30 protein-coding genes are annotated in these 24,180 nt (G+C 71.8%); 27 read left to right on the top strand and 3 right to left on the bottom strand.

The genetic code is table 11. The annotated features are described in order from the left end of the window. Nucleotides 1-66: 66 nt before the first annotated feature. The 24 genes from FH609_RS04160 to FH609_RS04045 all read left to right on the top strand — a co-directional run bounded on the left by FH609_RS04160 (nt 67) and on the right by FH609_RS04045 (nt 18,876). On the top strand, nt 67-1,248 hold the full coding sequence (locus FH609_RS04160) for a phage portal protein (protein ID WP_139670515.1): 1,182 nt from the start codon (nt 67-69) through the stop codon (nt 1,246-1,248). Continuing rightward, on the top strand, nt 1,245-1,907 hold the full coding sequence (locus FH609_RS04155) for an HK97 family phage prohead protease (RefSeq protein ID WP_139670513.1): 663 nt from the start codon (nt 1,245-1,247) through the stop codon (nt 1,905-1,907). Before FH609_RS04160 ends, FH609_RS04155 begins: the two co-directional genes overlap by 4 nt. A 202-nt stretch (nt 1,908-2,109) precedes the next feature. Next, nucleotides 2,110-3,357, top strand: coding sequence for a phage major capsid protein (locus tag FH609_RS04150; protein ID WP_193317988.1), 1,248 nt, complete (start codon nt 2,110-2,112; stop codon nt 3,355-3,357). A 57-nt stretch (nt 3,358-3,414) separates the two neighbouring features. Continuing rightward, nucleotides 3,415-3,816, top strand: coding sequence for a hypothetical protein (locus tag FH609_RS04145; RefSeq protein WP_139670509.1), 402 nt, complete (start codon nt 3,415-3,417; stop codon nt 3,814-3,816). Nucleotides 3,817-3,821: 5 nt separating this feature from the next. Then, nucleotides 3,822-4,109 carry a hypothetical protein gene (locus FH609_RS04140; RefSeq protein WP_139670507.1) on the top strand — a complete coding sequence of 96 codons (288 nt, stop codon included), beginning with the start codon at nt 3,822-3,824 and terminating at the stop codon, nt 4,107-4,109. 2 nt (nt 4,110-4,111) lie between these two features. Continuing rightward, complete coding sequence (locus FH609_RS04135) at nt 4,112-4,687, top strand: phage head-tail connector protein (protein ID WP_139670505.1); 576 nt, start codon at nt 4,112-4,114, stop codon at nt 4,685-4,687. Between the two features lie 10 nt (nt 4,688-4,697). Further along, nucleotides 4,698-5,141, top strand: coding sequence for a hypothetical protein (locus tag FH609_RS04130; protein WP_139670503.1), 444 nt, complete (start codon nt 4,698-4,700; stop codon nt 5,139-5,141). Nucleotides 5,142-5,143: 2 nt separating this feature from the next. After that, on the top strand, nt 5,144-5,875 hold the full coding sequence (locus tag FH609_RS04125) for a hypothetical protein (RefSeq protein ID WP_139670501.1): 732 nt from the start codon (nt 5,144-5,146) through the stop codon (nt 5,873-5,875). A 70-nt stretch (nt 5,876-5,945) separates the two neighbouring features. Next, a complete protein-coding gene (locus FH609_RS04120; protein ID WP_139670499.1) occupies nt 5,946-6,356 on the top strand; it encodes a phage tail tube protein in 411 nt (136 codons plus the stop codon). Continuing rightward, nucleotides 6,356-6,868, top strand: coding sequence for a hypothetical protein (locus tag FH609_RS04115; protein WP_139670497.1), 513 nt, complete (start codon nt 6,356-6,358; stop codon nt 6,866-6,868). The genes FH609_RS04120 and FH609_RS04115 overlap by 1 nt, the downstream gene beginning before the upstream one ends. Before the next feature lie 12 nt (nt 6,869-6,880). Beyond that, complete coding sequence (locus FH609_RS04110; RefSeq protein ID WP_139670495.1) at nt 6,881-7,288, top strand: hypothetical protein; 408 nt, start codon at nt 6,881-6,883, stop codon at nt 7,286-7,288. Between the two features lie 158 nt (nt 7,289-7,446). Then, a complete protein-coding gene (locus FH609_RS04105; protein ID WP_139670493.1) occupies nt 7,447-9,426 on the top strand; it encodes a phage tail tape measure protein in 1,980 nt (659 codons plus the stop codon). Beyond that, the gene (locus tag FH609_RS04100; RefSeq protein WP_139670491.1) at nt 9,423-12,899 is read left to right on the top strand and encodes a hypothetical protein; all 3,477 of its coding nucleotides are present in this window, start codon (nt 9,423-9,425) and stop codon (nt 12,897-12,899) included. The genes FH609_RS04105 and FH609_RS04100 overlap by 4 nt, the downstream gene beginning before the upstream one ends. A gap of 10 nt (nt 12,900-12,909) precedes the next feature. Continuing rightward, nucleotides 12,910-13,434, top strand: a complete 525-nt coding sequence (locus FH609_RS04095) for a hypothetical protein (protein ID WP_139670488.1) — start codon at nt 12,910-12,912, stop codon at nt 13,432-13,434. 74 nt (nt 13,435-13,508) lie between these two features. Beyond that, on the top strand, nt 13,509-14,492 hold the full coding sequence (locus FH609_RS32065) for a LysM peptidoglycan-binding domain-containing protein (protein WP_139670487.1): 984 nt from the start codon (nt 13,509-13,511) through the stop codon (nt 14,490-14,492). A gap of 19 nt (nt 14,493-14,511) precedes the next feature. After that, entirely contained in the window at nt 14,512-14,757 is a 246-nt protein-coding gene (locus FH609_RS04085) for a holin (RefSeq protein ID WP_139670485.1), read from the top strand. A gap of 13 nt (nt 14,758-14,770) precedes the next feature. Beyond that, nucleotides 14,771-15,088 (top strand): hypothetical protein, encoded by a 318-nt coding sequence (locus FH609_RS04080; protein WP_139670483.1) that lies wholly within the window; start codon nt 14,771-14,773, stop codon nt 15,086-15,088. Continuing rightward, nucleotides 15,085-15,735 (top strand): collagen-like protein, encoded by a 651-nt coding sequence (locus tag FH609_RS04075; RefSeq protein ID WP_139670481.1) that lies wholly within the window; start codon nt 15,085-15,087, stop codon nt 15,733-15,735. The genes FH609_RS04080 and FH609_RS04075 overlap by 4 nt, the downstream gene beginning before the upstream one ends. A 158-nt stretch (nt 15,736-15,893) precedes the next feature. After that, the gene (locus FH609_RS04070; protein WP_139670479.1) at nt 15,894-16,148 is read left to right on the top strand and encodes a hypothetical protein; all 255 of its coding nucleotides are present in this window, start codon (nt 15,894-15,896) and stop codon (nt 16,146-16,148) included. Beyond that, nucleotides 16,108-16,632, top strand: coding sequence for a DUF6879 family protein (locus FH609_RS04065; protein ID WP_139670477.1), 525 nt, complete (start codon nt 16,108-16,110; stop codon nt 16,630-16,632). Before FH609_RS04070 ends, FH609_RS04065 begins: the two co-directional genes overlap by 41 nt. A 13-nt stretch (nt 16,633-16,645) precedes the next feature. Beyond that, nucleotides 16,646-17,500, top strand: coding sequence for a helix-turn-helix domain-containing protein (locus FH609_RS04060; RefSeq protein WP_139670475.1), 855 nt, complete (start codon nt 16,646-16,648; stop codon nt 17,498-17,500). An 86-nt stretch (nt 17,501-17,586) separates the two neighbouring features. Beyond that, nucleotides 17,587-18,015, top strand: coding sequence for a hypothetical protein (locus tag FH609_RS04055; protein WP_139670473.1), 429 nt, complete (start codon nt 17,587-17,589; stop codon nt 18,013-18,015). Beyond that, nucleotides 18,012-18,326 carry a hypothetical protein gene (locus tag FH609_RS04050; RefSeq protein ID WP_139670470.1) on the top strand — a complete coding sequence of 105 codons (315 nt, stop codon included), beginning with the start codon at nt 18,012-18,014 and terminating at the stop codon, nt 18,324-18,326. Before FH609_RS04055 ends, FH609_RS04050 begins: the two co-directional genes overlap by 4 nt. 208 nt (nt 18,327-18,534) lie before the next feature. Next, the gene (locus FH609_RS04045) at nt 18,535-18,876 is read left to right on the top strand and encodes a hypothetical protein (protein ID WP_139670468.1); all 342 of its coding nucleotides are present in this window, start codon (nt 18,535-18,537) and stop codon (nt 18,874-18,876) included. A gap of 61 nt (nt 18,877-18,937) precedes the next feature. On the opposite strand, the gene FH609_RS04040 is transcribed toward FH609_RS04045, so the two are convergent. Next, nucleotides 18,938-19,195, bottom strand: coding sequence for a helix-turn-helix domain-containing protein (locus tag FH609_RS04040; protein ID WP_226961385.1), 258 nt, complete (start codon nt 19,193-19,195; stop codon nt 18,938-18,940). A gap of 537 nt (nt 19,196-19,732) precedes the next feature. Here FH609_RS04040 and FH609_RS04035 point away from each other — a divergent pair. The 3 genes from FH609_RS04035 (at nt 19,733) to FH609_RS04025 (ending at nt 21,891) form a co-directional block, all read left to right on the top strand. Next, entirely contained in the window at nt 19,733-20,569 is an 837-nt protein-coding gene (locus FH609_RS04035) for an AraC family transcriptional regulator (RefSeq protein ID WP_139670466.1), read from the top strand. Between the two features lie 123 nt (nt 20,570-20,692). Further along, nucleotides 20,693-21,163, top strand: coding sequence for a cupin domain-containing protein (locus FH609_RS04030; protein ID WP_139670464.1), 471 nt, complete (start codon nt 20,693-20,695; stop codon nt 21,161-21,163). Continuing rightward, nucleotides 21,160-21,891, top strand: coding sequence for an SGNH/GDSL hydrolase family protein (locus FH609_RS04025; protein ID WP_139670462.1), 732 nt, complete (start codon nt 21,160-21,162; stop codon nt 21,889-21,891). Before FH609_RS04030 ends, FH609_RS04025 begins: the two co-directional genes overlap by 4 nt. A gap of 95 nt (nt 21,892-21,986) precedes the next feature. Here FH609_RS04025 and FH609_RS04020 read toward each other — a convergent pair whose 3' ends face one another. Together FH609_RS04020 and FH609_RS04015 are read right to left on the bottom strand one after the other, a co-directional pair. Beyond that, complete coding sequence (locus FH609_RS04020; protein WP_139670460.1) at nt 21,987-22,754, bottom strand: ABC transporter permease; 768 nt, start codon at nt 22,752-22,754, stop codon at nt 21,987-21,989. Nucleotides 22,755-22,891: 137 nt separating this feature from the next. Next, nucleotides 22,892-23,995: a DUF5954 family protein gene (locus FH609_RS04015; protein ID WP_193317987.1), complete on the bottom strand. Its 1,104-nt coding sequence runs from the start codon at nt 23,993-23,995 to the stop codon at nt 22,892-22,894. Nucleotides 23,996-24,180: the final 185 nt, after the last annotated feature.

Raw genomic sequence — 24,180 nt, 5'->3', positions numbered from 1 at the left:
GATGGTGCCTGGTACGCGGGTGAACCCCCGCCGGGCCCGGGTCGTTGGCGGCGCGGGTTCGCGGCCGTGGGCCGCGCGCTGGTGGCGCCGTTCCGCGCGCTGGCCGGGGTGTCGACGCGGGCGATCCAGTCGCTTCCGTGGATCGCGGGCGGCGGGCGGCCGGCGGTGGACGTGTCGGAGCGGGCGATGTCGCTGGTTCCGCTGTGGGCGTGCGTGCGCATCCTCGCGGACAGCATCGCGTCGCTGCCGGTCCAGCTGTACCGGCGAGACGGCGCGACGCGGACACCGGTCTCCTACGTGCCTCAACTGCTGTGGCAGCCGGCCGCGCGGGACGACCTGTTCCAGTGGCTCCACAAGGCGGTGTACAGCCTCGCGTTGCGGGGGAACGCCTACGGGCTGGTGGTGCAGCGGGACCCGATGGGCTACCCGATCATGATCGAGTGGTTGAACCCCGACGACGTGTACGTGGACGAGCTGCGTCCGACCCTCCCGGTGTACTACTGGCAGGGCGTTGAGGTGCCTCGGGACGACATCGTGCACATCCCGTGGATGGTGCCCCCGGGCCGGGTGGTCGGGCTGTCCCCGGTGCAGGCGTTCGCCCGCACGATCGGCATCGGCCTCGCCGCCACCGAGTACGGCCTGAGCTGGTTCGAGAACGGTGGCACGCCGCCGGCGACGATGAAGAACACCCAGAAGACCATCACCCGGGACGAGTCCGAGGAGATCCGCGACCGGCTGATGGCGTCGATCCGCTCGGGCAAGCCGCTGGTGTACGGCGCGGACTGGGATTTCACCGCGCTGTCTGTGTCGCCGGAGGAGTCGCAGTTCATCGAGACGATGCGGCTCAACGCCAGCCAGATTGCGGCGATCTATGGTGTGGCGCCGGAGATGGTCGGCGGGGACTCTGGCGGCAGCATGACCTACGCCAACGTGGAGCAGCAGGCGATCAACTTCGTGAACTTCACGTTGCGGCCGTGGATGACGCTGCTGGAGTCCCGCCTGTCCCAGTTGATGCCGGGTCGGGAGTTCGTGAAGTTCAACGCGGACGCGTTGATCCGCGCGGACACCCTGTCCAGGTACCAGGCCCACAAGTTGGCGCTCGATGGACAGTGGAAGATCCCGAACGAGGTTAGGGCGCTGGAGGACATGCCTCCGGTGCCGTGGGGCGACGACCCGAACCCGATCCCCGGGGCGGCACCCGAGCCGGGCCCTGGGCAGGAAGATCCAGAGGAAGGGAGCCCACGGTGACGGACACCGAGCGGCGCTTTACGAAGGTGCCCGTCGAGCTGCGGGCTTCCAGCGACCGGAAGATGATCGGCGGCTACGCGGCCGTGTTCAACCGGCAGAGCAGCAACCTCGGCGGGTTCGTCGAGGTTGTGGACCCGGCGGCGTTCAACGCGTCGCGCGGGGACGGCTGGCCGGACGTGATCGCCCGCTACAACCACGACGACAACATGCTTCTCGGCAGTACCGGGGGCGGGACGCTGCGGTTGGCGATCGACGGTACCGGGCTGGACTACGAGGTGGAGCCGCCGAAGTCCCGTTCCGACATCCTGGAGCTGGTGCAGCGGGGCGACGTGCGCAAGTCCAGCTTCGCGTTCCGCACCATCGAGGACGAGTGGGGTACGACCGATCAGGGGTTCCCGATGCGGACCTTGGTCAAGGTGCGCCTGGTGGACGTGGCGCCGGTGAACACCCCGGCGTATCCGGACTCGACGGCTGGCCTGCGGTCGCTGGCGGCGCACGTGGGCGCCGAGTTCGACGAGGTCAGGTCGCTGGCCGAGCGGGACGAGTTGCGGCGGTTCTTCCGCCGCTCGGACGGTCCCGGCCCGGCGGAGAAGAAGACGTTCGGCCCGGCGGCGCGGATGGCGCTGCTGGCCCGCAAGCAGGGCCCCTACCAGCCGTAGGGACGTGAGGACTTGGCGCGCCGGCTTAGCGGCCGGTGCCCGGCATCCGGCCGGGTATGGCGATTGGACACCCCGTCGTCACGCGTAGCACGGAGAGCGATCAAGCGACCGCCGATTGCACCACGCGTCGGCCACCGGCACCCGGAGGGGTGTGGGGCGCTGCGGGCTCCCGCTGGATGCCAACCCCCAACGGGAGATGATCATGTCTGAACTCGCGGCGCGGCTCACCGAGCGGCGCAACAGCGTGTGGGAGCAGGCCAAGGCCCTGGCGGACAAGGCGGCCGAGGAAGGCCGCCAGTTCACCGGTGAGGAGGAGGCGTCGTGGCAGGCGCTCGACTCTGAGCTGGACGCCCTCGACAAGCGCATCAAGAACGTGCTCGCCGGCGAGCAGCGCGCGAAGGACGCCGAGGACGCCATGGCGGCGCTGCGGGGCAACCCGAAGAAGAAGGAGCAGGAGCGCGGCGGCGCCGGTGACGAGGAGCTGCGCAAGTTCCTGCGCGGCGAGGGCGGCCGGACGTTCGACGTTTCGCCTGACGCGAAGGTCTCCTTCCGTGACCTGTCGAAGCTCTCCTCGGGTGCGGGTGGGGCGACCGTCCCCACGAGCTTCTACGGCTCGCTGGTCGCGCACCTGGTGGAGACGAGCGCGATCCTCCAGGCCGGCGCGACCGTGCTGAACACCTCCTCGGGTGAGGCGCTTCAGGTCCCGAAGACCACCGCCCACTCGTCGGCGGCGATCGCGCCGGAGACGAGCCCGATCACGGAGTCGGACCCGGCGTTCGGCCAGGTGTCGCTCGGGGCGTACAAGTACGGCACCGTTATCCAGGTGTCCCGCGAGTTGCTGACGGACGCCGGGGTGGACCTGGAGGGCTACCTGGCGATGCAGGCCGGCCGCGCGCTGGGCAACGCGTTCGGGGCGCACGCCTTGGTCGGCAACGGGTCGGGGCAGCCGCGCGGCATCCTGCTGGACGCGACGACCGGCGCGACCGGTCCGACGGGCGAGGGCGGCGGGTTCGGCTCCCAGTCCACCGTGGGCGAGGGCGCCGACCTGCTGATCGAGCTGTTCCACAGCGTGATCGCGCCGTATCGGGCGTCGGGGTCGTGCCGGTGGATCATGAACGACACCACGGCCGGGGTGATCCGGCGGATCAAGACGACGGACGGCCAGTACATCTGGCAGCCCAGCGTGATCGCCGGCACCCCGGACACCATCCTCGGCAAGCCCGTGCTCACCGACCCGAACGTCCCCGACGTTGGCCTGGGCGCCGACTCGGTGATCTTCGGTGACATGTCGCAGTTCTTCGTGCGCATGGCCGGCGGCGTGCGGTTCGAGCGGTCCGACGAGTTCGCGTTCAACGCCGACCTCGTCACCTTCAGGGCGCTGATGCGCGCGGACGCCGCGCTGGTCGATCTGACCGGCGCGGTGAAGACGTTCACCGGCGGCGCCAGCTGACCACCCGGCGCCGGGCCCGCACTGGGCCCGGCGCCCCACCTTCCTGGGAGGGATCACATGTCTCTGTACGACGAGGTGGTGACGGTGCCGACGCTGGCGCCCGCCACTCTGACCGCCGGTGCGGCTACCGGCAGCACGGTGGACCGGGCCATCAACGGCGGCATGGCCGACGCCGTGGTGGTGGTCACCGCAGGCGCCGTTGAGGACGGGACCCATACCGTGGCCGTTCAGGACTCGGCGAACGGCTCCACCGGCTGGACCGCCGTGCCAGCCGGTCAACTGCGCGGCACGGTGCCGGTGATCGACGACGGCGGCGCCGACACGGTCTACGAGATCGGTGTCGTGCACAGCCGCCGCTACCTGCGTGTGGTGGTCACGACGGCCGGCGCGACGGACGGTGCGGTGGTCGCCGCCGCCGTCCTTCTCGGCCGGCCCCGCTACGCGCCTGTGGCGAGGTGATCGGCGTGCGTGTGCGCATGAAGGTGCAGTTGTCGGGGACCCGCAACGGCCGGCCGTGGCCGGGAAGGGGCGAGGGCGTGGAGCTGCCGGAGGGTGAGGCGCGGAAGCTGCTCGGTGCCGGCATGGCCGAGCCGGAGACGGCGACGCCTCCGGAGCCCGAGGTGTCCGCGCCACCGGCGGCCGAGACCTCCACGCCCCCGGCGGCCGAGGAGCGCGACCCCGAGCCGCCGAAGCGCGGCAGGGGCCGGCCGAGGCCGCCACGCGACGCCGCCGGCAACATCGTCAAGGAGTAGCCGTGGACTACGCCGACCTGGCCACGCTGAAGTCCGCGCTGCACATCGCACCGGACGACACCTCGGCGGACGCGCTGCTCAACTCCGCGGTGGCGTCGGCCAGTCGCAGCATCGACGTGGCGTGCGGCCGGCGGTTCTGGCTGGACGACGAGGCCACGGAGCGGGTGTTCTCCCTGCGTGGCCGGCTGCTGTGCAGCGAGGACGGCGAGCGGCTGCTGGTGGACGACATCGGCGCCGACGACATCACCGTGGAGACCGGCGGCGCTGGCGGCTGGACACCGGTGAACGAGGTGGACCTGGCGCCGGACAATGCGGTGGCGCGCGGCCGGCCGGTGACCGCGCTCATCGCCGGCGGCTGGGCGGGGCCGCGTGTGCGGATCACGGCGCGGTGGGGGTGGCCGGCGGTGCCGGACGATATCCGGCAGGCGGCGTTGATCCAGGCCCAACGGCTCTACCGCCGCAAGGATTCCCCGGAGGGCGTCACCGGCAGTGCGGAGTGGGGCGTGGTGCGGCTGTCCCGCCGGGACCCGGACGTGTGGAGCTTGATTGAGCACTACCAGGCGCCGGGCTTCGGGTGAGGGGGTCATCGTGCAACCGAGCCTGATCCGCGACGCGTTGGCCGACGCGGCGCGCGCGGTGACGATGCCGTCCGGTATCCGCCGGCTGACGTGCAGCGGGTACGTTCCTGACGCGGTGACGGAGCCGCACTTCTTCGTCGGCGAGTTCACCGCCGACTTCGACCGGGCGATGAACCGCTCGCTGGACGAACTGGAGTTCACCTGCCGCGTGTTGGTGGGCCGGCAGGACGACCGGGCGGCCCAGCGGGTGCTGGACGCTCTGCTGGCCGGCAGCGGGCCCGCGTCCCTGAAAGCGGCGATCGAGGCGGCGCGCGGCGGGCCCGGGGAGTACGCGCTGGGCGGGCTGGCCCATGACCTGCACGTGATGCGGGTGCAGGGCTACCGCTGGTACGAGCACCAGGGCACCGACTACGTCGGCGCCGAGCTGATCATCAAAGTCATCGGAGAGGGGTAGTCGTGTCGTTCGTGCTGCTGGACGCGAGGCTGTTCACCGGCGGGGCCGACCTCTCCGGGCACTCCAACAAGATCGAGTTGAGCGGCGAGACCGAGGACAAGGACGTCACCAACTACCGCAGCGACGGATGGACCGAGGTGCTGGGCGGCCTCGCGTCCGCCGAGATCTCCGGCGCCGGCCAGTGGGAGGCCGGCGACCCCGGCATGGTGGACGACGTGTCGTGGTCCATGCTCGGCGGCATCGGCGCCTGGACCGTCTGCCCGACCGACAGCACCCCGGGCGCGCTGGCGTACTTCACCCGCGCCCTGCGCGCGGACTACACCCTGGGCGAGTCCGTGGGTGAGGTGGCCCCCTGGTCCGGCACCGCGAAGTCCAGTTGGCCGCTGGTGCGCGGGGTGATCGAGCACCCGCCCGGCATCGCGCGTACCGCCGACGGTTCGTCGGCCGGGGTGGAGCTGGGGCCGGTCCCGGCCGGTGGCCGGCTGTACGCCGTGTTGCACGTCCTGTCGGCCGCTGGCACAACCCCGTCCTTGACCGTCACCGTGGAGTCGTCGGGGGACGACGAGTTCGAGGAGCCGGCCACCGTGCTGACGCTGGACGCGGCGACCGAGCCGGGCGGCCAGGTCGTCCGCACCGCTGGCGACGCCGTCACGGATGGCTGGTTCCGCGTGTCCTGGGAGATCACCGGCACGTCGCCGTCGTTCCTGTTCGTGGTCGCGCTCGGCATCGCCTGAGCACCGACCAATCCGTTCCCCGGCCGGGCGGCGCGGGGCTACTCAACCTGCCCTGAAAGGGGATCACGCCATGCCGAAGATGGTCCTGCTCGCCGAGTACGTCAGCATCAACGGGAACGACCTGTCCGAGTACTGCCGCAAGGGCGAAGTCACCGTCGAGGTGGAGGACAAGGACGTCACCACCTACGCAAGCGACGGCTGGAAGGAACTGCTGGGCGGCCTGAAGTCCGGCGAACTGAGCTTGGAATTCCTCCAGGACGTCGCGGCGTCGGAGATCGACTCCATCATGTGGCCGCTGCTCGGCCAGGTCGTTCCCTTCACCGTGCGCCTGTCGCAGGCAGCCGTCGGCGCCTCGAACCCGGAGTACGGCGGGAACATCCTGATCAACGGCTGGAACCCGATCGAGGGCAGCGTGGGCGACGAGGCGTCCGTCAGCGTGGGCTACCCGACGTCGGGCCCCGTCACGCGCGCCACGAGCTGATGGCCGGCGGAGAGCCGCCGTTCGCTCTGCGGGTCGAGACCCACGAGGGTCTGGACGCGCTGGTGCGCCGCATCCGCGCGGAGGAGGACGGCAAGGAGCTGCGCCGAGAGCTGGCGGCGAACCTCCGCAACGAGCTGAAGCCAGCCGCCGCCCTGGCGAAGTCCGGGATCATGGCCATGTCCAGCGCGGGGCCCGGCACTTCGCCGGCGCTCCGCAGCAGCATCGCGAAGAAGATCCGCCCCGAGGTCAAGCTCGGCGGCCGATGGAGCGGCGCCCGCGTGAAGGCGTTCAAGACGCCCGGCGCGCGCGGGTTCAGAAACGCCCCGAAACGGACCAACAGGGCGAAAGGCTGGCGCCACCCCCTGTTCGGGAACCGCGACGTGTGGATACAGCAGCGCGGCCGGGAGCAGTGGTTCGACCGCGCGCTGGAGGGCCGCCAGGCCCAGTACCGGCGCGCGGTGCTGGACGCGATGGAGCAGATGGCCGCGCGGATCGCCGGCCGAGGACGATAGGAGACCGCGCGCATGTATCTGGTGTACCAGCCCGAGGGGCAGGACGAGCCGACCCGCTGGAAGTACCTCCCGAAGAAGCTCCGCAGCGTGGACCGCGAGGAGCTGGAACGTCGTAGCGGCATGAACTTCTCCGACTTCACGCAGGCCGTGGTGCAGGGCAACAGCCTGTGCCGCAGGGCGCTGCTGTTCATGTTCATGCGCCGCGACCACCCCAAGCTGCGCTTCGACGACGTGGACTTCGCCTGGGACGAGCTGACGCTGGAGTACTCCCGGGGCGAGCTGACCCGGATGCGCGAGGAGGCCGCCAAGAGCGCCCCCGCCGCGCAGCGCGCCGCGATCCTCGCCGAGCTGGACGAGAAGATCGCCGACGCCTACGACGAGGCTGACGAGGGAAAAGCGAGTCTGCCGATCGCCGACTAGCGCGTCTCGGCACCGCCGCCCACCTCCTCGGCATCCGCCCCTGGGAATGGCAGCTCATGACGGTCGAGGAGACCGACCACGTCCTGGCCTGGATTGACGCCTACGAGCAGCAGCAGCGCGAGGCGAGCGAAAAACTGAAGAAGGGGCGGTAGACGGCTGTGTCGGACACGTCCCTGATCTTCAACATCATCGCGAAGGACAAGGCCAGCGCTGCTCTGCGGCGGACCGGGGATCGGATCACGGCGACGGCCGGCGTCATCGCGGAGGGCGTCGCTATGGCGTTCTCCAGCGGCTTCACGCACTCCATGGACGTGTCCGCCGCCAGCGACAAGTTGGCGGCGCAGCTCGGTGTGGGGCAGGCGGAGGCTGCCGAGCTGGCGGCGGTGTCGGCGTCCGTCTACCAGGACGCGTGGGGCGACTCGACGGCCTCGGTGAACGAGGCGATCCGGGCGGTCTACCAGAACATCGGCGACACCTCGACGGCGGAGGGTGGGCTGGAGGGCGTCACCGTCAAGGCCCTGGCGCTCAGCGAGACGTTCGATCAGGACGTGTCCGCGTCGGCGCGCGCCGCCGGCAAGATGATCAAGACGGGGCTGGCGGCCGACGCGGACGAGGCGTTCGACATTCTGGCGCGCGGTTTCCAGACCGGCGCCAACGAGGCCGATGACCTCTTGGACACGTTCTCGGAGTATTCCACCCAGTTCCGCAATATGGGCCTCGACGGGGACCAAGCCATGGGCCTGCTGACGCAAGGTCTCCAGGCTGGTGCACGCGACGCCGATACCGTCGCGGACGCGATCAAGGAATTTTCGATCGAGGCCGTTGCCGGCGGGGAGCGGGTCAGCGAGGGATTCGCGAGCGTCGGCCTGGATGCCGGCGAGATGACGGAGATGATCGCGGCCGGCGGGGATTCCTCGGCGCGCGCTCTGGATATGACGCTGGACGCGCTGCGGGCGATCGAAGACCCCACGGAGCGGAATGCCGCCGCGATCGAATTGTTCGGGACGAAAGCGGAGGATCTTGGCGAGAGCTTGTACGCGCTGGACCCGTCGGAGGCCGTGGCGGCGCTCGGTGAAGTGGGTGGCGCGGCCGACGCAATGGCCGAGACGCTGGCCGATAACCCGGCGCGCGCGCTGGAGAGTTTCAAGCGGAAGGCCATGGCCGAAATCGGTGCGATCGCCGGGGGTTTCGCGCAGTGGGCGATGGCCAACCCGCAGATCGTGCAGCCCTTGGCCATCGGCATCGGGGCGCTCGCTGCGACGATTCTGCTGGTCAGGGCCGGGATGATGGCGTGGGCTGCTGGCCAGGCTCTCGTTACGGCCGGGACGACGCTGTGGGCCGGCGCCCAGTGGCTCCTCAATAGCGCGCTGTTGGCGAATCCGATGACGTGGGTGGTTATCGCGATCGTCGCGCTCATCGCGATCATCGTGGCCGTCGCGACGAAGACCACGTTCTTCCAGGACGTCTGGAAGGCGATGTGCACCGCCGTGACCGCCGCTTGGAATTGGACCTGGAACTTGATTAAGGCCGGGTTCAATTTCCTCAAGAATTTGTTCTTGAATTGGACCGGCCCGGGGCTTTTCATCAAGCACTTCGACAAGATCAAGGGCGCGGCCGGGCGTGCGATGACCTGGGTGAAGGATAAGGTCAAGTGGGGGATCGATAAAGCCAAGGACTTCATCACCGGTTTGAGGGATATGCCCGGCAAGGTCGTTTCCTGGTTTTCTAGTCTCGGCTCAGATATCGGGAGCAAGATGAAGAACGGCTTCAAGGACGGCGGGGTTAACGCGATCATCCGGGCCTGGAATGGATTGTCGTTCACTGTGGGCGGCGGGTCGTTTATGGGTGTCGGTGTTCCGTCGTTCACGCTGAATACCCCGAACGTCCCGCTCCTCGCTCAGGGCGGTCTCATCAACCGGGCCGGTGCGGCGGTGGTCGGCGAGCGCGGGCCGGAGCTGCTGTCGCTGCCGGGCGGGGCGCAGGTGACTCCGCTCTCCCGGGGACGCGGCCCCGATGCCGGCTCTACCGGCCCGTTGGAGGTTCGGTTCGTGTTCGAGGGGCCCGAGGAGCTGGTTCGCATGATGCGCAAGGCCGTGCGGGTGCGCGGCGGGAACGTTCAGGTCGTGTTGGGGGGATGACGGGGATGGAGTGGCCGCAGGGTCCGCTGCCGCAGCGGGTCGAGATCTGGACCGGCGAGCAGTGGGAGGACATCACGGCGGACGTCCGCACCAGGGAGGCCACCACGATCGCGCGGGGCCGGCCGGACGAGGCAACCGTGGCCGACCCCGGCAGCTGCTCGTTCCAGCTCAACAACGGGACGAGCAACGTCAACGGGATCGTCGGCCGCTACTCCCCGCGCAACCCCCGGTCGGACCTGTATGAGGTCATCGGGAGGAACACCCCGGTCAGGGTCAGTGTGCGGGCGGGGGCGCCGTACCTGATGGTGCCGGAGTCGGCGACGCTGGACGCGGCGGTCTCCGCCCCGCTGGCCACGCCGACCACCGCGCTGGACGTGCGGGTGGAACTCGCACTGCCGAGGATGCCGGGGCAGGCCCCGGCCAGCTCGCCGACGCCGTTCGTCTCGGACTGGACGGAGATCATCGGCCAGTACGTGCCGGCCGTGGGCCAGCGCAGTTGGTTCCTGGCCGTGAACGGCGTGGGCGGGCTCTCCCTGCGGTGGTCCACGGACGGCACCAACGCCCCGGGGAGCGTGGTCACCGCGCAGGGTGCGACCGCGTCGGCTCCCTACGCCTCGGGTGAGCGGTGGGCGCTGCGCCTGGTCGCCGTCTGGTCGGGCGGCGCGTGGACCACCACCGCCTACCACGCCCCCACCCTGGAGGGGCCGTGGCGGGAAATGGGTCAGCTCACCGGTACTGGGGCGCCGCCCTTCGCCAGCACGGTGCCTATCCGGGTGGGCGCCGTCGCCAGCATGGGGGTGCTCCCTCACGGGGCGCGGCACTACCGGGCCGAGGTGCGCCACGCCATCGACGGCGCACCCGTCGCCGCGCCGGACTGGACCACCGCTTCGCCCGGGGACACCGCGCTGACCGACGCGCAGGGCGTGGACTGGGTGCTGGTCGGCGACGCCGAGGTGACGGACTGGTACCCGCGCTGGGCCGGGGAGATCCCGGCGTGGCCGCCGCGCTGGGACCTGTCCGAGGCGGACGTGTGGACCCCGGTGCGCGCGGCCGGCATCCTGCGCCGTCTCGGCCAGGGCGCCCGCCCGCTGCAATCCACCCTCCGGCGCAAGATCCCCTCCTACGGCCCGGCCCTGCTGGCTTACTGGCCGATGGAGGACGGCGCCGACGCCGCCGAGGCCGCCAGCGCGATGCCGAACAGCCCGGCCATGACGGCTATCGGGCTGGACTTCGCCGCCAACTCCGACCTGCCCAGCTCGGCACCGCTGCCGACCGTCACCGACGGGGCCCGGATCGTCGCGCCCTTGCCCCCGCTCCCGGCCGGGAGCCCCGGCTGGAGATTCGAGATGGTGTACTACCTCGACACCCTGCCCTCCACGGAGACCGTTCTCATCGCGCTGGACGTCGCCGGCGATGGGATCGCTCGGGTCACGCTGGGCATCAGCTCTTCGAGTCTCCAGTTCCGCTGGTACGACGGGGACGGGGCCCAGGTCGACGCCATGGGCACCAGCAACTCCGCAATCCTGGAGTGGTGGCGGTCGGGCTGGTGCCGCCTCTACATCACGGCCACCCCATCTGGGGGAACCACCACGTGGCGCGTGATGTCCACACCGGTCGGTGAAACCGCCGAATGGGGGCTGCAAGATGGGGTGGCCTTCTACGCGGTTCCCCGCCGCATCGCCACCACCTGGGCCAGCACGGCGGCGGGGCTGCCCATCGGGCACATCACCTACACCAACACGCCGACCGGAAACCCCTACGGCGGCGGTGTCGGCGGCGCCGATAACGGCTGGCGCGGCGAAACCTCTGTTGCCCGGCTGCGGCGCCTCGCGCAGGAAGAGCAGCTGCCGGTCACGACCGCCGGCTGGGGTACCGCCCTGGAGTACACCCGCCTGGGCCCCCAGCGCATCGCCACGATGATGGATCTGATGCGGGACGCGGCCGAGGCCGACGGCGGCCTGCTCGGCGAGGTCCGTGACGACATCGCCCTCTCCTACATGCCGCGTACCTCCATGCTGAACCGGAGGCCGGCGTTGGAGCTGGACTACGCCGTCGGGCACATCGCGCCGGATCTGCTGCCGGAGGACGACGATCAGCAGGTCCGCAACGACATCACCGTCACTCGCACCAGTGGATCATCGGCGCGGGCGGTGCTGGAGGAGGGGCCGCTGTCCGTCCAGCCCCCGCCGGCCGGGATCGGGGTCTACGACGAGGCCGTGGACGTCAACGTGATGGCAGACAGCCAGCTCCCGGACATCGCAGCGTGGCGCCTCCACCTGGCGACCATCGACGAGGTGCGCTACCCCGTGGTGCGGTTGAACCTGCGCAACCCGCGCATGGCCGAGCACATCCAGGCGTACCTCGACCGGGTGGATGTCGGCGCGCGGATCACGATCTCCAACCCCCCGCCGTGGCTGCCGCCCGAACCCATCGACCTGATCGTCCAGAGCTACACGGAGACGATCGGCCAGTTCGAATGGGACGTGGAGCTGACCTGCACCCCGGCATCACCGTGGCGGGTGGGTGAGGTCGCCCCCAACGACCCCGACGAGGCGCGGCCGGCGCCGGTGCACGTGGACACGGACGGCACCACGCTGGCGGTGCCCGTGAACGAGTCGGCCACGGTGCTGTACCTGTGGTCGAACCCGGGGCCGGAGTGGGTGACGAGCGGCGGGCCTGCCGGCGGAACCGCCGCCGACGGGGACCTGCCGGTGGACCTCGCCCTCGGCGGGGAGGTAGTGCGCGCCTCCCGGATTGAGCCGGTCGGCTGGGACGCGTTCGACCGCACACTCTCGGGCGGCTGGGGGACGACGACTACCGGCCTGACCTGGCTGGCCAACTCCGGCCCGGCCGGGGATCGGTCCGTGTCCGCCGGGGAAGGCATCATCACCCTGACCAGCAGCCCCACCACCCCCCGGTTCATGCTGCTGTCGCCGCCGAACTTCGACGACGCCGAACTGCTCGTCAACATCGCGCCGAGCCAGCTCGCCACCGGGGCCGCGCTGGCCGCCGGCGTCATCATGCGCGTCGCCGGCACGGCGTACTACCGGGTCCGGGCCCTGCTCGGCACGGACGGCACGGTGGGGCTGGACGCCGCCCGCGCCAGCACGGTCATCGGCGCGGTCGCCTCCACCCCCTACACCTACACCGGGGGAACCGTGCTGCGCCTCCGCGTGCGGCTGGAAGGGCACCGCATCCGCGCAAAGGTCTGGACGGCCGCCAGCGTGCTGGAGCCCGACGCGTGGCAGCTCGACCGCACGGTGGAAACCGACCCGGTGCCCGTCGGGCTCGTCGGCGTCGTCGCCATGGGCGAGTCGGGCAACACCAACTCCTCGCCGCAGATCCGGTTCTCCGCCTGGCAGGTGGTCGGCCCACAGTACGTAGAGGTGGAGCGCTCCATCAACGGGGTGGCCAAGAGCCACCCGGCCAGCGTGGTTGTGCGCCTGGCCGACCCCATGATCGTTGCTCGATGAGGAGGCGCTGATGCCTTGGCCATGGCAACCCGGGATGGTCGTCACGGCGGCCCGGCTGGAGGAAGGCCGGCTGCGGCGCGTCGAGCAGCCGTCGGACATCACCATCACGTCCAGCATCACGCCACAGTCCACCGACCTGGTCTGGGACGTGGTAGCCGGCGCCGTCTACGCCTACTGGGCCAGCCTCAGCTACAGCGCTACGACCAACAGCGACTTCCGCTGGAACTGGGCGCTGCCGAGCGGCAGCGGCGCGTCCCGAGGCATCGTCGGCTTCGACCCGGCGAACACCTCGGCCGGCGTCGGTACCGGCGGCGCGGTGCTGCTTCGCCGTCCCGCACCCGGCACCCAGATCGTCATCGGCGGCAAGGACGCCTCCAGCCCGCCCGGTGATTTCCGGGTCGCGCTGGATCAGGGGATCATCACCATCGGGTCCGTCGCCGGCGTCGCGCGCGTCCAAGTCGCCCAAGGCGCCAGCCATGCCGACCAGACCATCTTCAGGGCGCAGTCCACCGTGGTCTACCAGCGCATCGGCTGACCACCCCCACCGCTCACCCCGGGAACCACCAGGCCCCCGGGGCGCACCGCCATGCCCAATGAGAGGGGCACCCGATGGAGTTCGTCAGCCGCGCCCAGTGGGGCGCACCCGCGTCGTCACCGGCCGCCGCGCTCACCACGGCGCGGGGCGTCGCTGTGCACTGGCTCGGCGCCACCTACACCCCCCGCGCCCACACCCAGTGCGCCGCCTACGTCCGCTCCGTGCGCGCCTCCCACCTCGCCAACAAGGCCGAGGGCTACGTGGACATCGCCTACAACCTGCTGGTCTGCCAACACGGTTCGATGTTCGAGGGGCGGGGCGCGAAGAAGCGGTCCGGCGCCAACGGCACCACCACCGCCAACGCCAACCACTATGCCGTCTGCGCCCTGTGGGCCAAGAACAGCGGCGAGGCGCCGGCCGCGCTCCTCGGCGGCCTGCGCGACGCGATCGACTACCTGCGCCAGCGCGGCGCCGGCACCCAACTCACCGGCCACCGCGACCACCGCGCCACCGAATGCCCCGGCGACGCCCTGTACGCCTGGGTCCGCGCCGGCGCCCCCCGCCCCGGCGGTTCCACCCCGCCGGCCACCGGCGGCACCACCACCTACACCGTGAAGTCCGGCGACACCCTCTCCGGCATCGGCCAGCGCCTCGGCGTGAAGTGGCATGACATCGCCACCGCCAACAAGATCACGGCGCCCTACGTGATCCGGCCCGGCCAGCGCCTCGCCATCCCCGGGAAGGGGAAGCCAAGCACACCGGCGCCGGCCCGGCCGAAGGTCTCCCTCGCCCGCCTGGTCGCCGCCGCGCGCACTGACCCCCCGAAGCAGGGCACCCCCGTCTCCTACGCCGGCGCCCGCACCGTCGAGGAGGCCCTGGCCGCCGAAGGGCTCCTCAACCGCTCCCTCGCCGACGGCCACTTCGGCACCGCCACCATCAGCGCCTACGCCGCCTGGCAACGGAAGCTCGGCTACACCGGACGCGACGCCGACGGCATCCCCGGCAAGGCCAGCCTCCAGAAGCTCGGCGCGAAGCGCGGCTTCGACGTCACCAACTGACCACGAGAGGAACCGACCCATGACGACCTGGACCTTCTGGCGCGCCACCCTGGAGCGCGCCGTGCGCACCGCCGCGCAAACGCTGGTGGCGGTGCTGGGCGCCGGCGCGGTGGATCTGCTGAGCGTGGACTGGCCGGCGGCCCTCGCGACCGCCGGCGGCGCGGCGCTGCTCGCGGTGCTCACCGCCGTGGCGACCCCGGGCGGGCCCGGCGCGACCGAGACGCCCACGCCCGCGCCAGCCCGCGCCGGACTGCCGCGATCCTGACGAGGGGGTGACCGTGGCCGATGAGCCGACCCTCGGCGAGGTGGCGCGACGTCTCGCAGACGTCCACGCCGACCTCAAGGAAGACCTGCACCAACTCGCCAGCCGGCTCGACGGCAAGGTCTCAACCGACATCTTTGAGCTGCGGATGAAGACCCTGGAGAAAGACATAGCCGACGCCGCCGCGCGAGCGACGGCCGTTGAGGCGGGCCAAGCCGAGCGGGACCGGAAGCGCGCCGCCGACCGCCGGTTGGCGTTCAGCGCCCTCGTCGCCCCCGTGCTGCTCCTGCTGCTCCAGGTCTACCTCTCAGCCAGGGGGGCAGGGTCCGCATGAAGAGGAGGACACGAGCCGATCTCGGCTACGGCCTCGGCGTGCTGGTGGCGGTGGCGGTGCTGGCCTGGGTGGTCATCACCATGACCCGGCTGGCTGACGATCTGCGGGACGCCAACCGGGCGCGCGACCTGCTGGCCGAACAGGTACAGGAGTTGGGCGCCGATCCGGTGGCCGGCCCGCCCGGCAGCCGTGGCGAGGCCGGCGCCTCGGGCCCGCCCGGCCCGCCGGGTGAACGCGGCCCCACCGGCCCGCGCGGCCCGGCCGGCGAGGACGGCGACGACGGGGAGCCGGGGGATGACGGCGACGACGGGCCGGCGGGTGATCCTGGTGCCGCCGGAACTCCGGGCGACCCGGGCACGCCCGGCAGCGACGGCACCGACGGCGCGGCCGGACCAGCAGGACCACCCGGGCCCGCCGGCGACCCCGGACCCGCAGGACCCGCCGGGGAACGGGGGCCCGCTGGGGAGCGCGGCCCGGCCGGGCCGGCGCCGAGCAGCTGGACGTGGACGGGTCCGGACGGCACGACGTACCGGTGCACGGCCGCCGACGGCGGCACGGACTACACGTGCTCCCCGACCTCGACCCCGGAGGCCCCGCCCACCGGCGGGCTCCTCGGCGCGCTCGACCCCGCGCGCCGGCAGTGGTAGACGACATCGCCCCCGCTTGGCTCCGGCCGGCGGGGGCGGTTCGTCATGTCTGGAGCGCGACTGCCAGCCATCACGCACCGTAGTGCACTCTTGACGGGGCTCCTCGGATGGGTGATGGTCCGCAAGTACGCGCAACCCACTCGACAGGAGATCACGCCATGGCACTACGGTTCATGGGCATCGACCCCAAGACCGACGGGGACGAATGCCCGACAGCATGGGTGGATGAGGAGAAGGCCGAGATCGTGGTCCAGGGCTGGAAGGCCGACGGCGCGACCGAGGCTGAGTGCTTGGAGACCGGGAAGATCCCCGAGACTGAGGCGGTCATCCGTCTCCCAGCACGTATGGTGCCGATCCTGAGGAAGGCGTGCGATGCCGCAGAGGCCGCCGAGCTTCAACGAGCAGCTGGCTGACTGCCACCAATCCGCCGTGCATCTGGAGATGCGCGACGTCTACGGAATCGCCGCCGAAGCTGGCGAGTTCGCCGCCTGGAAAGCAGGGGACGACAGCAGCCGGCGCGACGGGACTGGACGCCGTAAGGCATGGCTCGACACCGTTCGTGATGCGACCGCGCGGGGCGTGGAGATCCGCCGCGCCCGGATCGTGTCCGAGCCGGTGAGCGAGTACATCCGGTTCGAGCACGCCGGAACGGCGCTCAACATCGCGGCCGGTGAAGACGTCCGCTGGCTCCCTCGGCGCCGAGCTTCCGATATCGCGCTACCGGGGAACGACTTCTGGCTGTTCGACGGCCGCATTGTGCGCTTCAACCACTTCAGCGGCGACGGGGCCAGCGGCGGCCCGGAGGTGGTCACTGATCCGGCCGTAGTGGACCTGTGCGCCTCGGCGTTCGAGAAGGTATGGGAACGGGCTGTTCCGCACGCCGATTACCAGATCTGACCGGCTCGGCATCGTGGGTGCATCGTCCTCGTCCAGCGTCCAGGCGGCCCGAAAGGCCATCGCCGATCGGCTTCACGGGCTACGCCTGGACGCTGGCCTGACGGCGCATCGCCTCTCGGAGACGTGTGGCTGGCATCCTGCCAAGACGAGCCGCATCGAGCACGCGAAGGCGGCCCCGTCCGACGCGGATATCCGCGCTTGGTGCAGGGCTTGTGGCGCTGACGACCAGGTCGCCGACCTCATCGCCGCATCGCGCGATGCGGACAGCATGTATATCGAGTGGAAGCGCCTTCAGCGCGGCGGTCTACGACAGCTTCAGGAGTCCCGTGTTCCGCTGTACGAGCGGACCCGGCTGTTCCGCACCTACTCGTCGCACGTGATGCCCGGCCTGCTACAGACCCCGGAGTACGCCACGGCTTTGATGGCGGCGATCACCGACTTCCGGGGGACTCCGAACGATGTCGCCGAGGCCGTGGAGGCACGCATGGCCCGGTCGGACGTGATCCGCCAGGGGCGGGCCCGGTTCGCCATGCTCATCGAGGAGTCCGTTCTTCGCTACCAGATCGGTTCCCCGGAGGTGATGGCGGGTCAGCTCGGCGCGCTGCTCTCCGCGATGGCGCTGCCGGCTGTCTCGTTGGGGATCGTCCCATTCTCCGCTCGAAGCCGGGCGCAGTGGGTCACCGAGGCGTTCACCATGTTCGACGACTCCCGTGTTCACGTCGAACTGCTGGCTGCCCAGGTAACGGTGACGGCGCCGGGTGAAGTTGATCTCTATGTTCGGGCGCACGCAAGGCTGATGGACATGGCCGTGCGCGGCGAGCACGCGCGTCGCCTGGTCGCGGCCGCGCTCAGTGCCCTTGCAGGGTGAATCTCCGCAAGAATCCGCAAGACGCTGGTGGCTGATCTCGCCCCGCTCCTACCGTCCTTGGCACACGCCTTGGTGGGAGGAACGGCATGGACGTGGAGACCGAGGGCCGCGCGGTGACCGCGCCCGCCTGGATGCCCAGCACGGCCGAAGGGGCGGCCGTGCTCCCGGCCGGTGTCCACTGGGACGCGGCGCGGGTGCCGCTCGGCCTGGGGATGGACCTGGTCGCCGCCATGGAGCGGCCCCAGCCCGTCATCCGCAATCAGGCCAACGTGACCGTGGCCTGGCTGATCCCGAAGGGCGCGGCCGGCGACTGGCCCGACCTGCGCCACGTCGACGTGCTGCGCGCGGCCCGCGCCGCCCGCCGGCTCACGGTGCCCGCCGCGACGGAGGTGTGGGAGCGGTGGGACGGCGGGCCGGCGACCAGCTGGCGCATCGCGCCCCGGCCGGGGCCGCTGGCCGACCCGGATGTGCTGCTGGATGCGCTGTCCCGAGTGCTGAGCAGGACGGTCCGGTGACCGCCGCCGACACCACGGCGGCCGTGCCGGGCACGGTCACCGCCTGCATCAAGTGCCGCGTTGAGTTTTCCGTGCGACCCGAGGCGACGCCGCACCGCTGCCAGCCCATACCCATCCCGCCGGCCCTGGCCGACATCGACCTGGACCGGCTTCCCCGCCGGGTGTGGATCGGGCTGGACTGCGTCCGCTGCGGCGAGTACATGCCGCCCCGCACCGCCGTGCCGGTCGGCCAGGTCGACGACCGGCACGGCTTCCGCTACGACCTGTTCGCCCACCTCGGGTGCGCCGACGAGGCCACCCCGCCGCCGTAGCGCGGCCCCCACGCTCCCGTCGCCCGGTGGCTCAGCCGTACCCCCGAGCTGCCCGGCCTCGGCCGGCGGGACGCCCGCCCCGCGCCACCCCACCTCGGCGCGGGGCGGGCACCCACGAACCCCTGCGCCGCGCGGTCGTCCGGCGCAGGACCCGCCCGCCCGCCGCACCCCCGTCGGCGGGCGGGCCACCCCACACCCCGGAGACCGCGTGATCGTCCTCGCCCTCACCACCACCCTCGCCGCCGCCTACCTGGCCGCGTCCTGGTGGTGGACGCGGACCCTCGTGCACGCGATCGCCCGGGCCGACAGAGCCGACAGAGAGGACGCCGCCGTGTTCGGACGCAGGAGCAGCAGTGAGAGCGGAGACGACGAGGCGATCGTCCCGTGCGGCACCAGCGGTTGCTCGACGCAGGTGCGGGTGCAGCGATACTCCGACGGCAGCGCGCCGAAATCTGGGATCTGCGACGGGTGCTTCCGCCGGGCGACAGGCGGCGCCGAACCGGCCGAACAGCAGGACGTTCCCGCGCGGCGCGGCTGGTTCCGCCGCTGACCCCCCGACTCCCCGCGCGGCCTGGGGCATGGCCGCGCGGGGCCCAGGGCCGGAGCCCGGATCACCCAGGCTCCGGCCCACCCGGCATCAGCACGGCGGGCGGGACGCCGAGGGCGTCGGCGATGTCCAGCAGGTGATCGAGCACCGGGGACGTCAGCCCGTTCTCGATGCGGTTCACGGTTTTGATGTCGAGCCCGGCGAGCTGGGCGAGGTCGCCCTGGGAGAGGTTGGCCCGGAGGCGGGCGGCGCGGACGCGGCGGCCGACGTCCAAGCGGCGGGCGAGGCGGCGTTCGTCGGCGGGCAGGGGCACCCGCCCCACGCCACCGGATCGTGATCATGGAGTCTGTACCATCGCTGGTACAGTTATTGATCTTGCTAGGGTTGTTGACGACTTATCTATCAAGCGAGAGGCTGGGGCGCTGGGAGCGCTCGCACGCACGTTCGAGCGCGGTCAAGCGTGCCGGCGACACGGGCAGCCTCTCAGGCCGGCACGGGCAGCCCCCTCCACCTGCGAGGGGGCTGCTTCCGTTCTGGGTCCTATCTGGGTCTTGATCTTGGCCCTGAGGGCTGTCGGCAGAGTGATTCGAGACTGTCAGCAGAATGCCCGCCGAGCGACGGGGGTACGCTGCCTGGGCTCTGACCTGCTGGAATGGGCGACATCAGCGCTGGTCCGCCGCGCGCAGCACCGGCGCAGCTTGGTAGCGCACTTGACTGGGGGTCAAGGGGTCGCAGGTTCAAATCCTGTCGTCCCGACGGTGGAACAAGCGCTCTGACAGGGGTCGAACCCCGGTCAGAGCGCTTTTCGCTTGCCCGGGGGCCCGGCGGTGGCCGGCGGCCGGTTCGTAGACTGCCGAGGGTGGAGGACCCTACGACCACCATGATCGAGGCCCGTCCGGCCCCCGCCCTGCGGCGGTACGTCCGCTCGTATACCGGTTTCGACCTTCGCGGATTCCCGGCGGGGGTGCACTGCGGTCCGCCGGGCCACGTGCTCACCACGGTGATCAGTTTGTCCGACCCGTTGGAGGTCGCGGCGGGCGTGGACGACGGGTCACCGGTCACCCGGTTCGACAGCGTGGCGGGCGGTCTGATGTGCCGGTCCGTCGCGATCCACCATGACGGACGCCAGCAGGGCGTGCAGGTGTCGCTGACACCGCTCGGGGCCCGGGCCGTCTACGGGATGCCGGCCGCCGCGCTCGCCCACCGGCTGGTCCCACTCGACGAACTTCTCGGCGCGCTCGGCATCGAACTGGTCGACAGGCTCCGGGCGGCGACGGCCTGGGCCGCGCGGTTCGCCGTGCTGGACGAGTTGCTGCTGCGAGCCGTCGGCCGCGAGGTCGGCGGCGACCCCCTGTCGCGGGTCCGCCCCGAGGTGGCCGGGGCCTGGCGCCTCCTCGTCGCCGCGCGGGGCCGCGTCCAGGTCGGGGCGGTGGCCGGGGAACTGGGCTGGAGTCGCCGGTACCTCACCGAGCGGTTTCGCGGTGAGGTGGGCCTGTCGCCGAAGACCTTCGCCCGCGTTCTGCGTTTCGAGCACGCGCACGAACTGGCCACGGCGCACGACACGCTCCCGTGGACCGATGTGGCGACCGCCTCCGGCTACGCCGACCAGGCCCATCTCGTCCGGGACTGGCGCGAGTTCACGGGCCGGTCGCCGACGGTCTGGCGTCGCGGCGAAGTCCTGCTCGGCGCCGGGTAGTCGCCCTCCGCGCCGGGTGGTCGCCGGCCGCGCCGGGTGGTCGCCGGCCGGCCGCCCGTCGCGTGGGCTTCCGTTCCCATTCCTTCAAGACCGCCCGAGCGCTGGCCTGTGACGATCGTCGGCATGAGACTCGTCAACCACGCACACCGTGCCATCGACCTGCGGACCACCCCCGTGCACCTCGGGCTGGGATCGAGCGCGAACCCCGTCGAGGGCTTCGCCTGGGACCCGGAGGTGCTCCGGGCCTACGGCGCCGCCGTCGCGGCGGACGGCGCCGAGGGCCGGCTGGTGACGATCATCGACGGCGAAGGCCCCGGCGACCACTGGGAGCGCCACCCCTCCGGCGATGAGATGGTCGTCTGCCTCAGCGGGTCGGTGACGGTCATCCGCGACGTGGCCGGGGTGGCCCAACGCGTTGTGCTGGGGGCGGGCGAAGCCACCGTCAACCCGGCCGGTGCCTGGCACGCGGTCGACATGGCGGGGCCGGCGGTCATCCTGACCATCACCCCCGGCCTCGGCACCGAGCACCGTCCCCGGACCGACACCAGCCCGACCGAGCACGTCGGCAACACGCCCAGCACCCAGGCGCCGTGACGACCCGCGTCGCCTGCCTCGGCGACAGCCTCACCCGCGCGCAGCTCAGCGTCGACTATCTGGACCTTGTCGAACGGCGCCGCCCTCCGGGCGAGGTGCGGCTCGTCCGCTTCGGCGCCAACGGGGACTACGCCTACCACCTCCTGCGGCGCCTCGACGCCGTCGTCGTGGACCCGCCCGACGTGATCACCGTGTTGATCGGGACCAACGACGCCCGGGCGAGCCTCGCCGGCTACCCCGTCGAGCAGGCCATGAAGCGCAAGCGACTCCCCGAGCGCCCGTCGGCGGGCTGGTTCCAGCAGTGCCTGGGAGCCGTCGTCGAACGGCTGCGAACGGAGACCGACGCGGCGATCGGTCTGCTGTCGCTCCCGGTCCTCGGCCAGCGACCCGACGGGGCGGCGGCGCGGGCGTCGCAGGCGTACAGCCGGTTGATCGCCGAGGTCGCCGACGCCAGCGCGGCGGCCTACCTCCCGCTCCACGAACGCCAGATCGAGGAACTGCGCCGGGCGGACCCGCCGCCGGTCCCCTACCGGGAGCCGACGCCCGCGGCGGGCCTCGGCGTCCTCATCCGGCACGCCGTGCTCCGCCGCAGCCTGGACACGATCTCGCGCCGCCGGGGTCTCGTGCTCACGACCGACCACATCCACCAGAACAGCCGAGGTGCCGCCCTCGTCGCCGAGGTCATCGACACCTGGCTGACGACCAGGACCACGGACAGGACCACCTAGCCGGTTCCGGCGCCGGGCCCCTTCGGATGCGCGCGGTTCCTGTCCACACCGGAGGGAGGCAACGAGGACCGGCCGTCTCGAAGGCCGCCCGGCGCTCACCGTTCGGTCGCGTCCCGGTGGAGGTGGCCACGGGCGATCAGCTCCAGCACCGTGGCCACCGAGACGGACTGCACGGCCATCAGGCCGATGAGCACGAAGAGTTGGACGGCGCCGGCCTCCATCGGCGAGGCGCCGCCCAGCAGGATGCCGACGAACGCGCCGGGGAGGGTGACCAGGCCCACCGTTCGCGTCTGGTCCAGGCCCGGGACGAGCGCGCTGGCCGCCGCCGTGCGCCCGATCTCCATCCGCGCCTCCCGTTCGGACAGGCCCAGGGCCAACGCGGCCTCGACCTCGCCGTGCCGAGCCTCCAGTTCCTCCAGGGCCCGGCGGCCGGCCAGCGTGGTGGAGGTCAGCGAGCCGCCGATCAGGATGCCGGCGACCGGGACGAGAGCGAAGGAGTCGGGGCGCACCAGGCCGGTCGCCAGCACCAGCGACACGACCGGCGCCACGCCGGCCAGGATCGCCCAACCCGCCCTGCGCCAGGTCGCGTTGGAGGTGATGCGCCGACCGGCCGTGAACGAGGCGACGGCGAACATCAGGGCGACGAAGCCGAGTTGCGGCGCGGTCTGCCCGACGATCCAGCCGATCACCAGGGAGACGACCGCGAGCTGCGCGACCGCCCGCAGCCCGGCCCGCACGATCGGCCACGCGTAGGTACCGGCGTCACCGTCCCGGGTCAGTCGCGCGAACGCCGCCACCCCTGCGGCGGCCACCAGCAGGACGGCGACGACCACGCCCAGCGTGGCGTTGGTGGGCAGCAGCATGGCCCCACCTCACCACGGCGGACGCCCCCGTTGAACACGCCGACGCTTTCAACGGCCGGTCCCGCTCCCCGCGTTCATCGCGTTCCCCGCGTTCACCGCGCCCCCCGCGTTCACCGCCCGACGGTGGACTCGGCGGCTCAGGCGTCGTCGCCCTCGTCCTCGTCGTCCTCGTCGAAGTGGATGGTTCCGTCCTCGTCGAGCACCGGGTGGAGGGCGCCGGGCTCGTGATGGCTAACGTCGGAGGGGCGCGGGCCCTCGGGACCGTCGGGGCCCCAGCGCAGCAGGCGGCGGATGCGGCCGATCCGGTAGAGGGTGCCCAGGACCTCCAGTTCGTTGACCCGGCCCTCGCGCAGCCGATCGGCGGCCTCGGCATAGGCGGCCAGCTCCCCCGCCCCGGCGTCGGCCCCTTCGGCGGCCCGGGTGCGGGCGTCGACGTGCCGGTCGGCGTTCAGGGGGATGAGGCCACGGCTGCGCGGCTCCCAGTACGTCAGCGAGAAGTCCAACGACCTGCGGGCGCCGTGCGCGCTGACGAACAGGCCGCTGTCCGACTCCCATCCCGCGCCGGCCCGCTTCACGATCTTGAACATCACGGGCAGCAACAGCACGTCGGGATGGGTGCGCAGCGCGCGACGCGAGTCGCGCAGCACGTGGTCGGGGTACCGGGAACCGGCGTAGGTCAGGCCGCGCAGCGACAGCCGCTCGGCGGCCTGGGTGGGCGTCACCGGCGCGTCCGGGTCCAGGACCAGGCCGTCGTCGGCCTCCGCCTCCCTGGCGCCGGCGCTCCAGTCGGGGGTCAGCGGCTCGGGATCGGTGGGGCGGGGCTGCTCGAAGCCGTCGGGGCCCATGCCCGCGTACTCCTCCGCGCGCACGACGCGGTAGCGGGTGCCGAGCACGGTGAGTTCGTCGACGGGCTCGCTCTCCAGCCGGGCGACCGCCGCCAACAGGGCGCGCCGCTCCGCCCTGTCGCCGGCCTCGTCCTTCGCGCGGAACCACAGCAGCGAGTTCAGTCCGTCGCGCGCGGTCTGCGGGCAGCCGTTCGTCACCGGGACCACCAACCGCCACCGGGGCCCGTCGTTCGCGTCCTGCGTGGCGACGCCGAACAGCGGCCCACGGACCGCCATATCGGAGGCCCGCATCGCGGCGTCCACCGCGTCCGCCTCCACGGCGGCCTCGACCGGTTCCACCGGAACCCGCACCAGCACCGGCCGCGCCTCGCCCGACCTCATATCCTCACGGTCCATGCGGCCATCCTGCCGCCCGTGTCAGGGCTCCCACGTGGGTTTCCCGGAATCCGCACCCTCACGGGTTCGGATGGCCCCGGCGGGGCACGCTGGCCGACGGCACCCGTCGGGGCTCCCCGTCCGTGCGCCGAGGACCCGGAGAGCTGTCGGGAACGGCGCCGCAGGGCCCGGGCGTTGGCGCGCTC

It is taken from the genome of Streptomyces sp. 3MP-14, assembly GCF_006334905.2.
In the GTDB taxonomy this organism is placed as follows: Bacteria; Actinomycetota; Actinomycetes; order Streptomycetales; family Streptomycetaceae; genus Streptomyces; species Streptomyces triticirhizae.
Note: the sequence above shows the minus strand (reverse complement) of the source record. Positions and strands in the feature narration are given on the sequence as shown.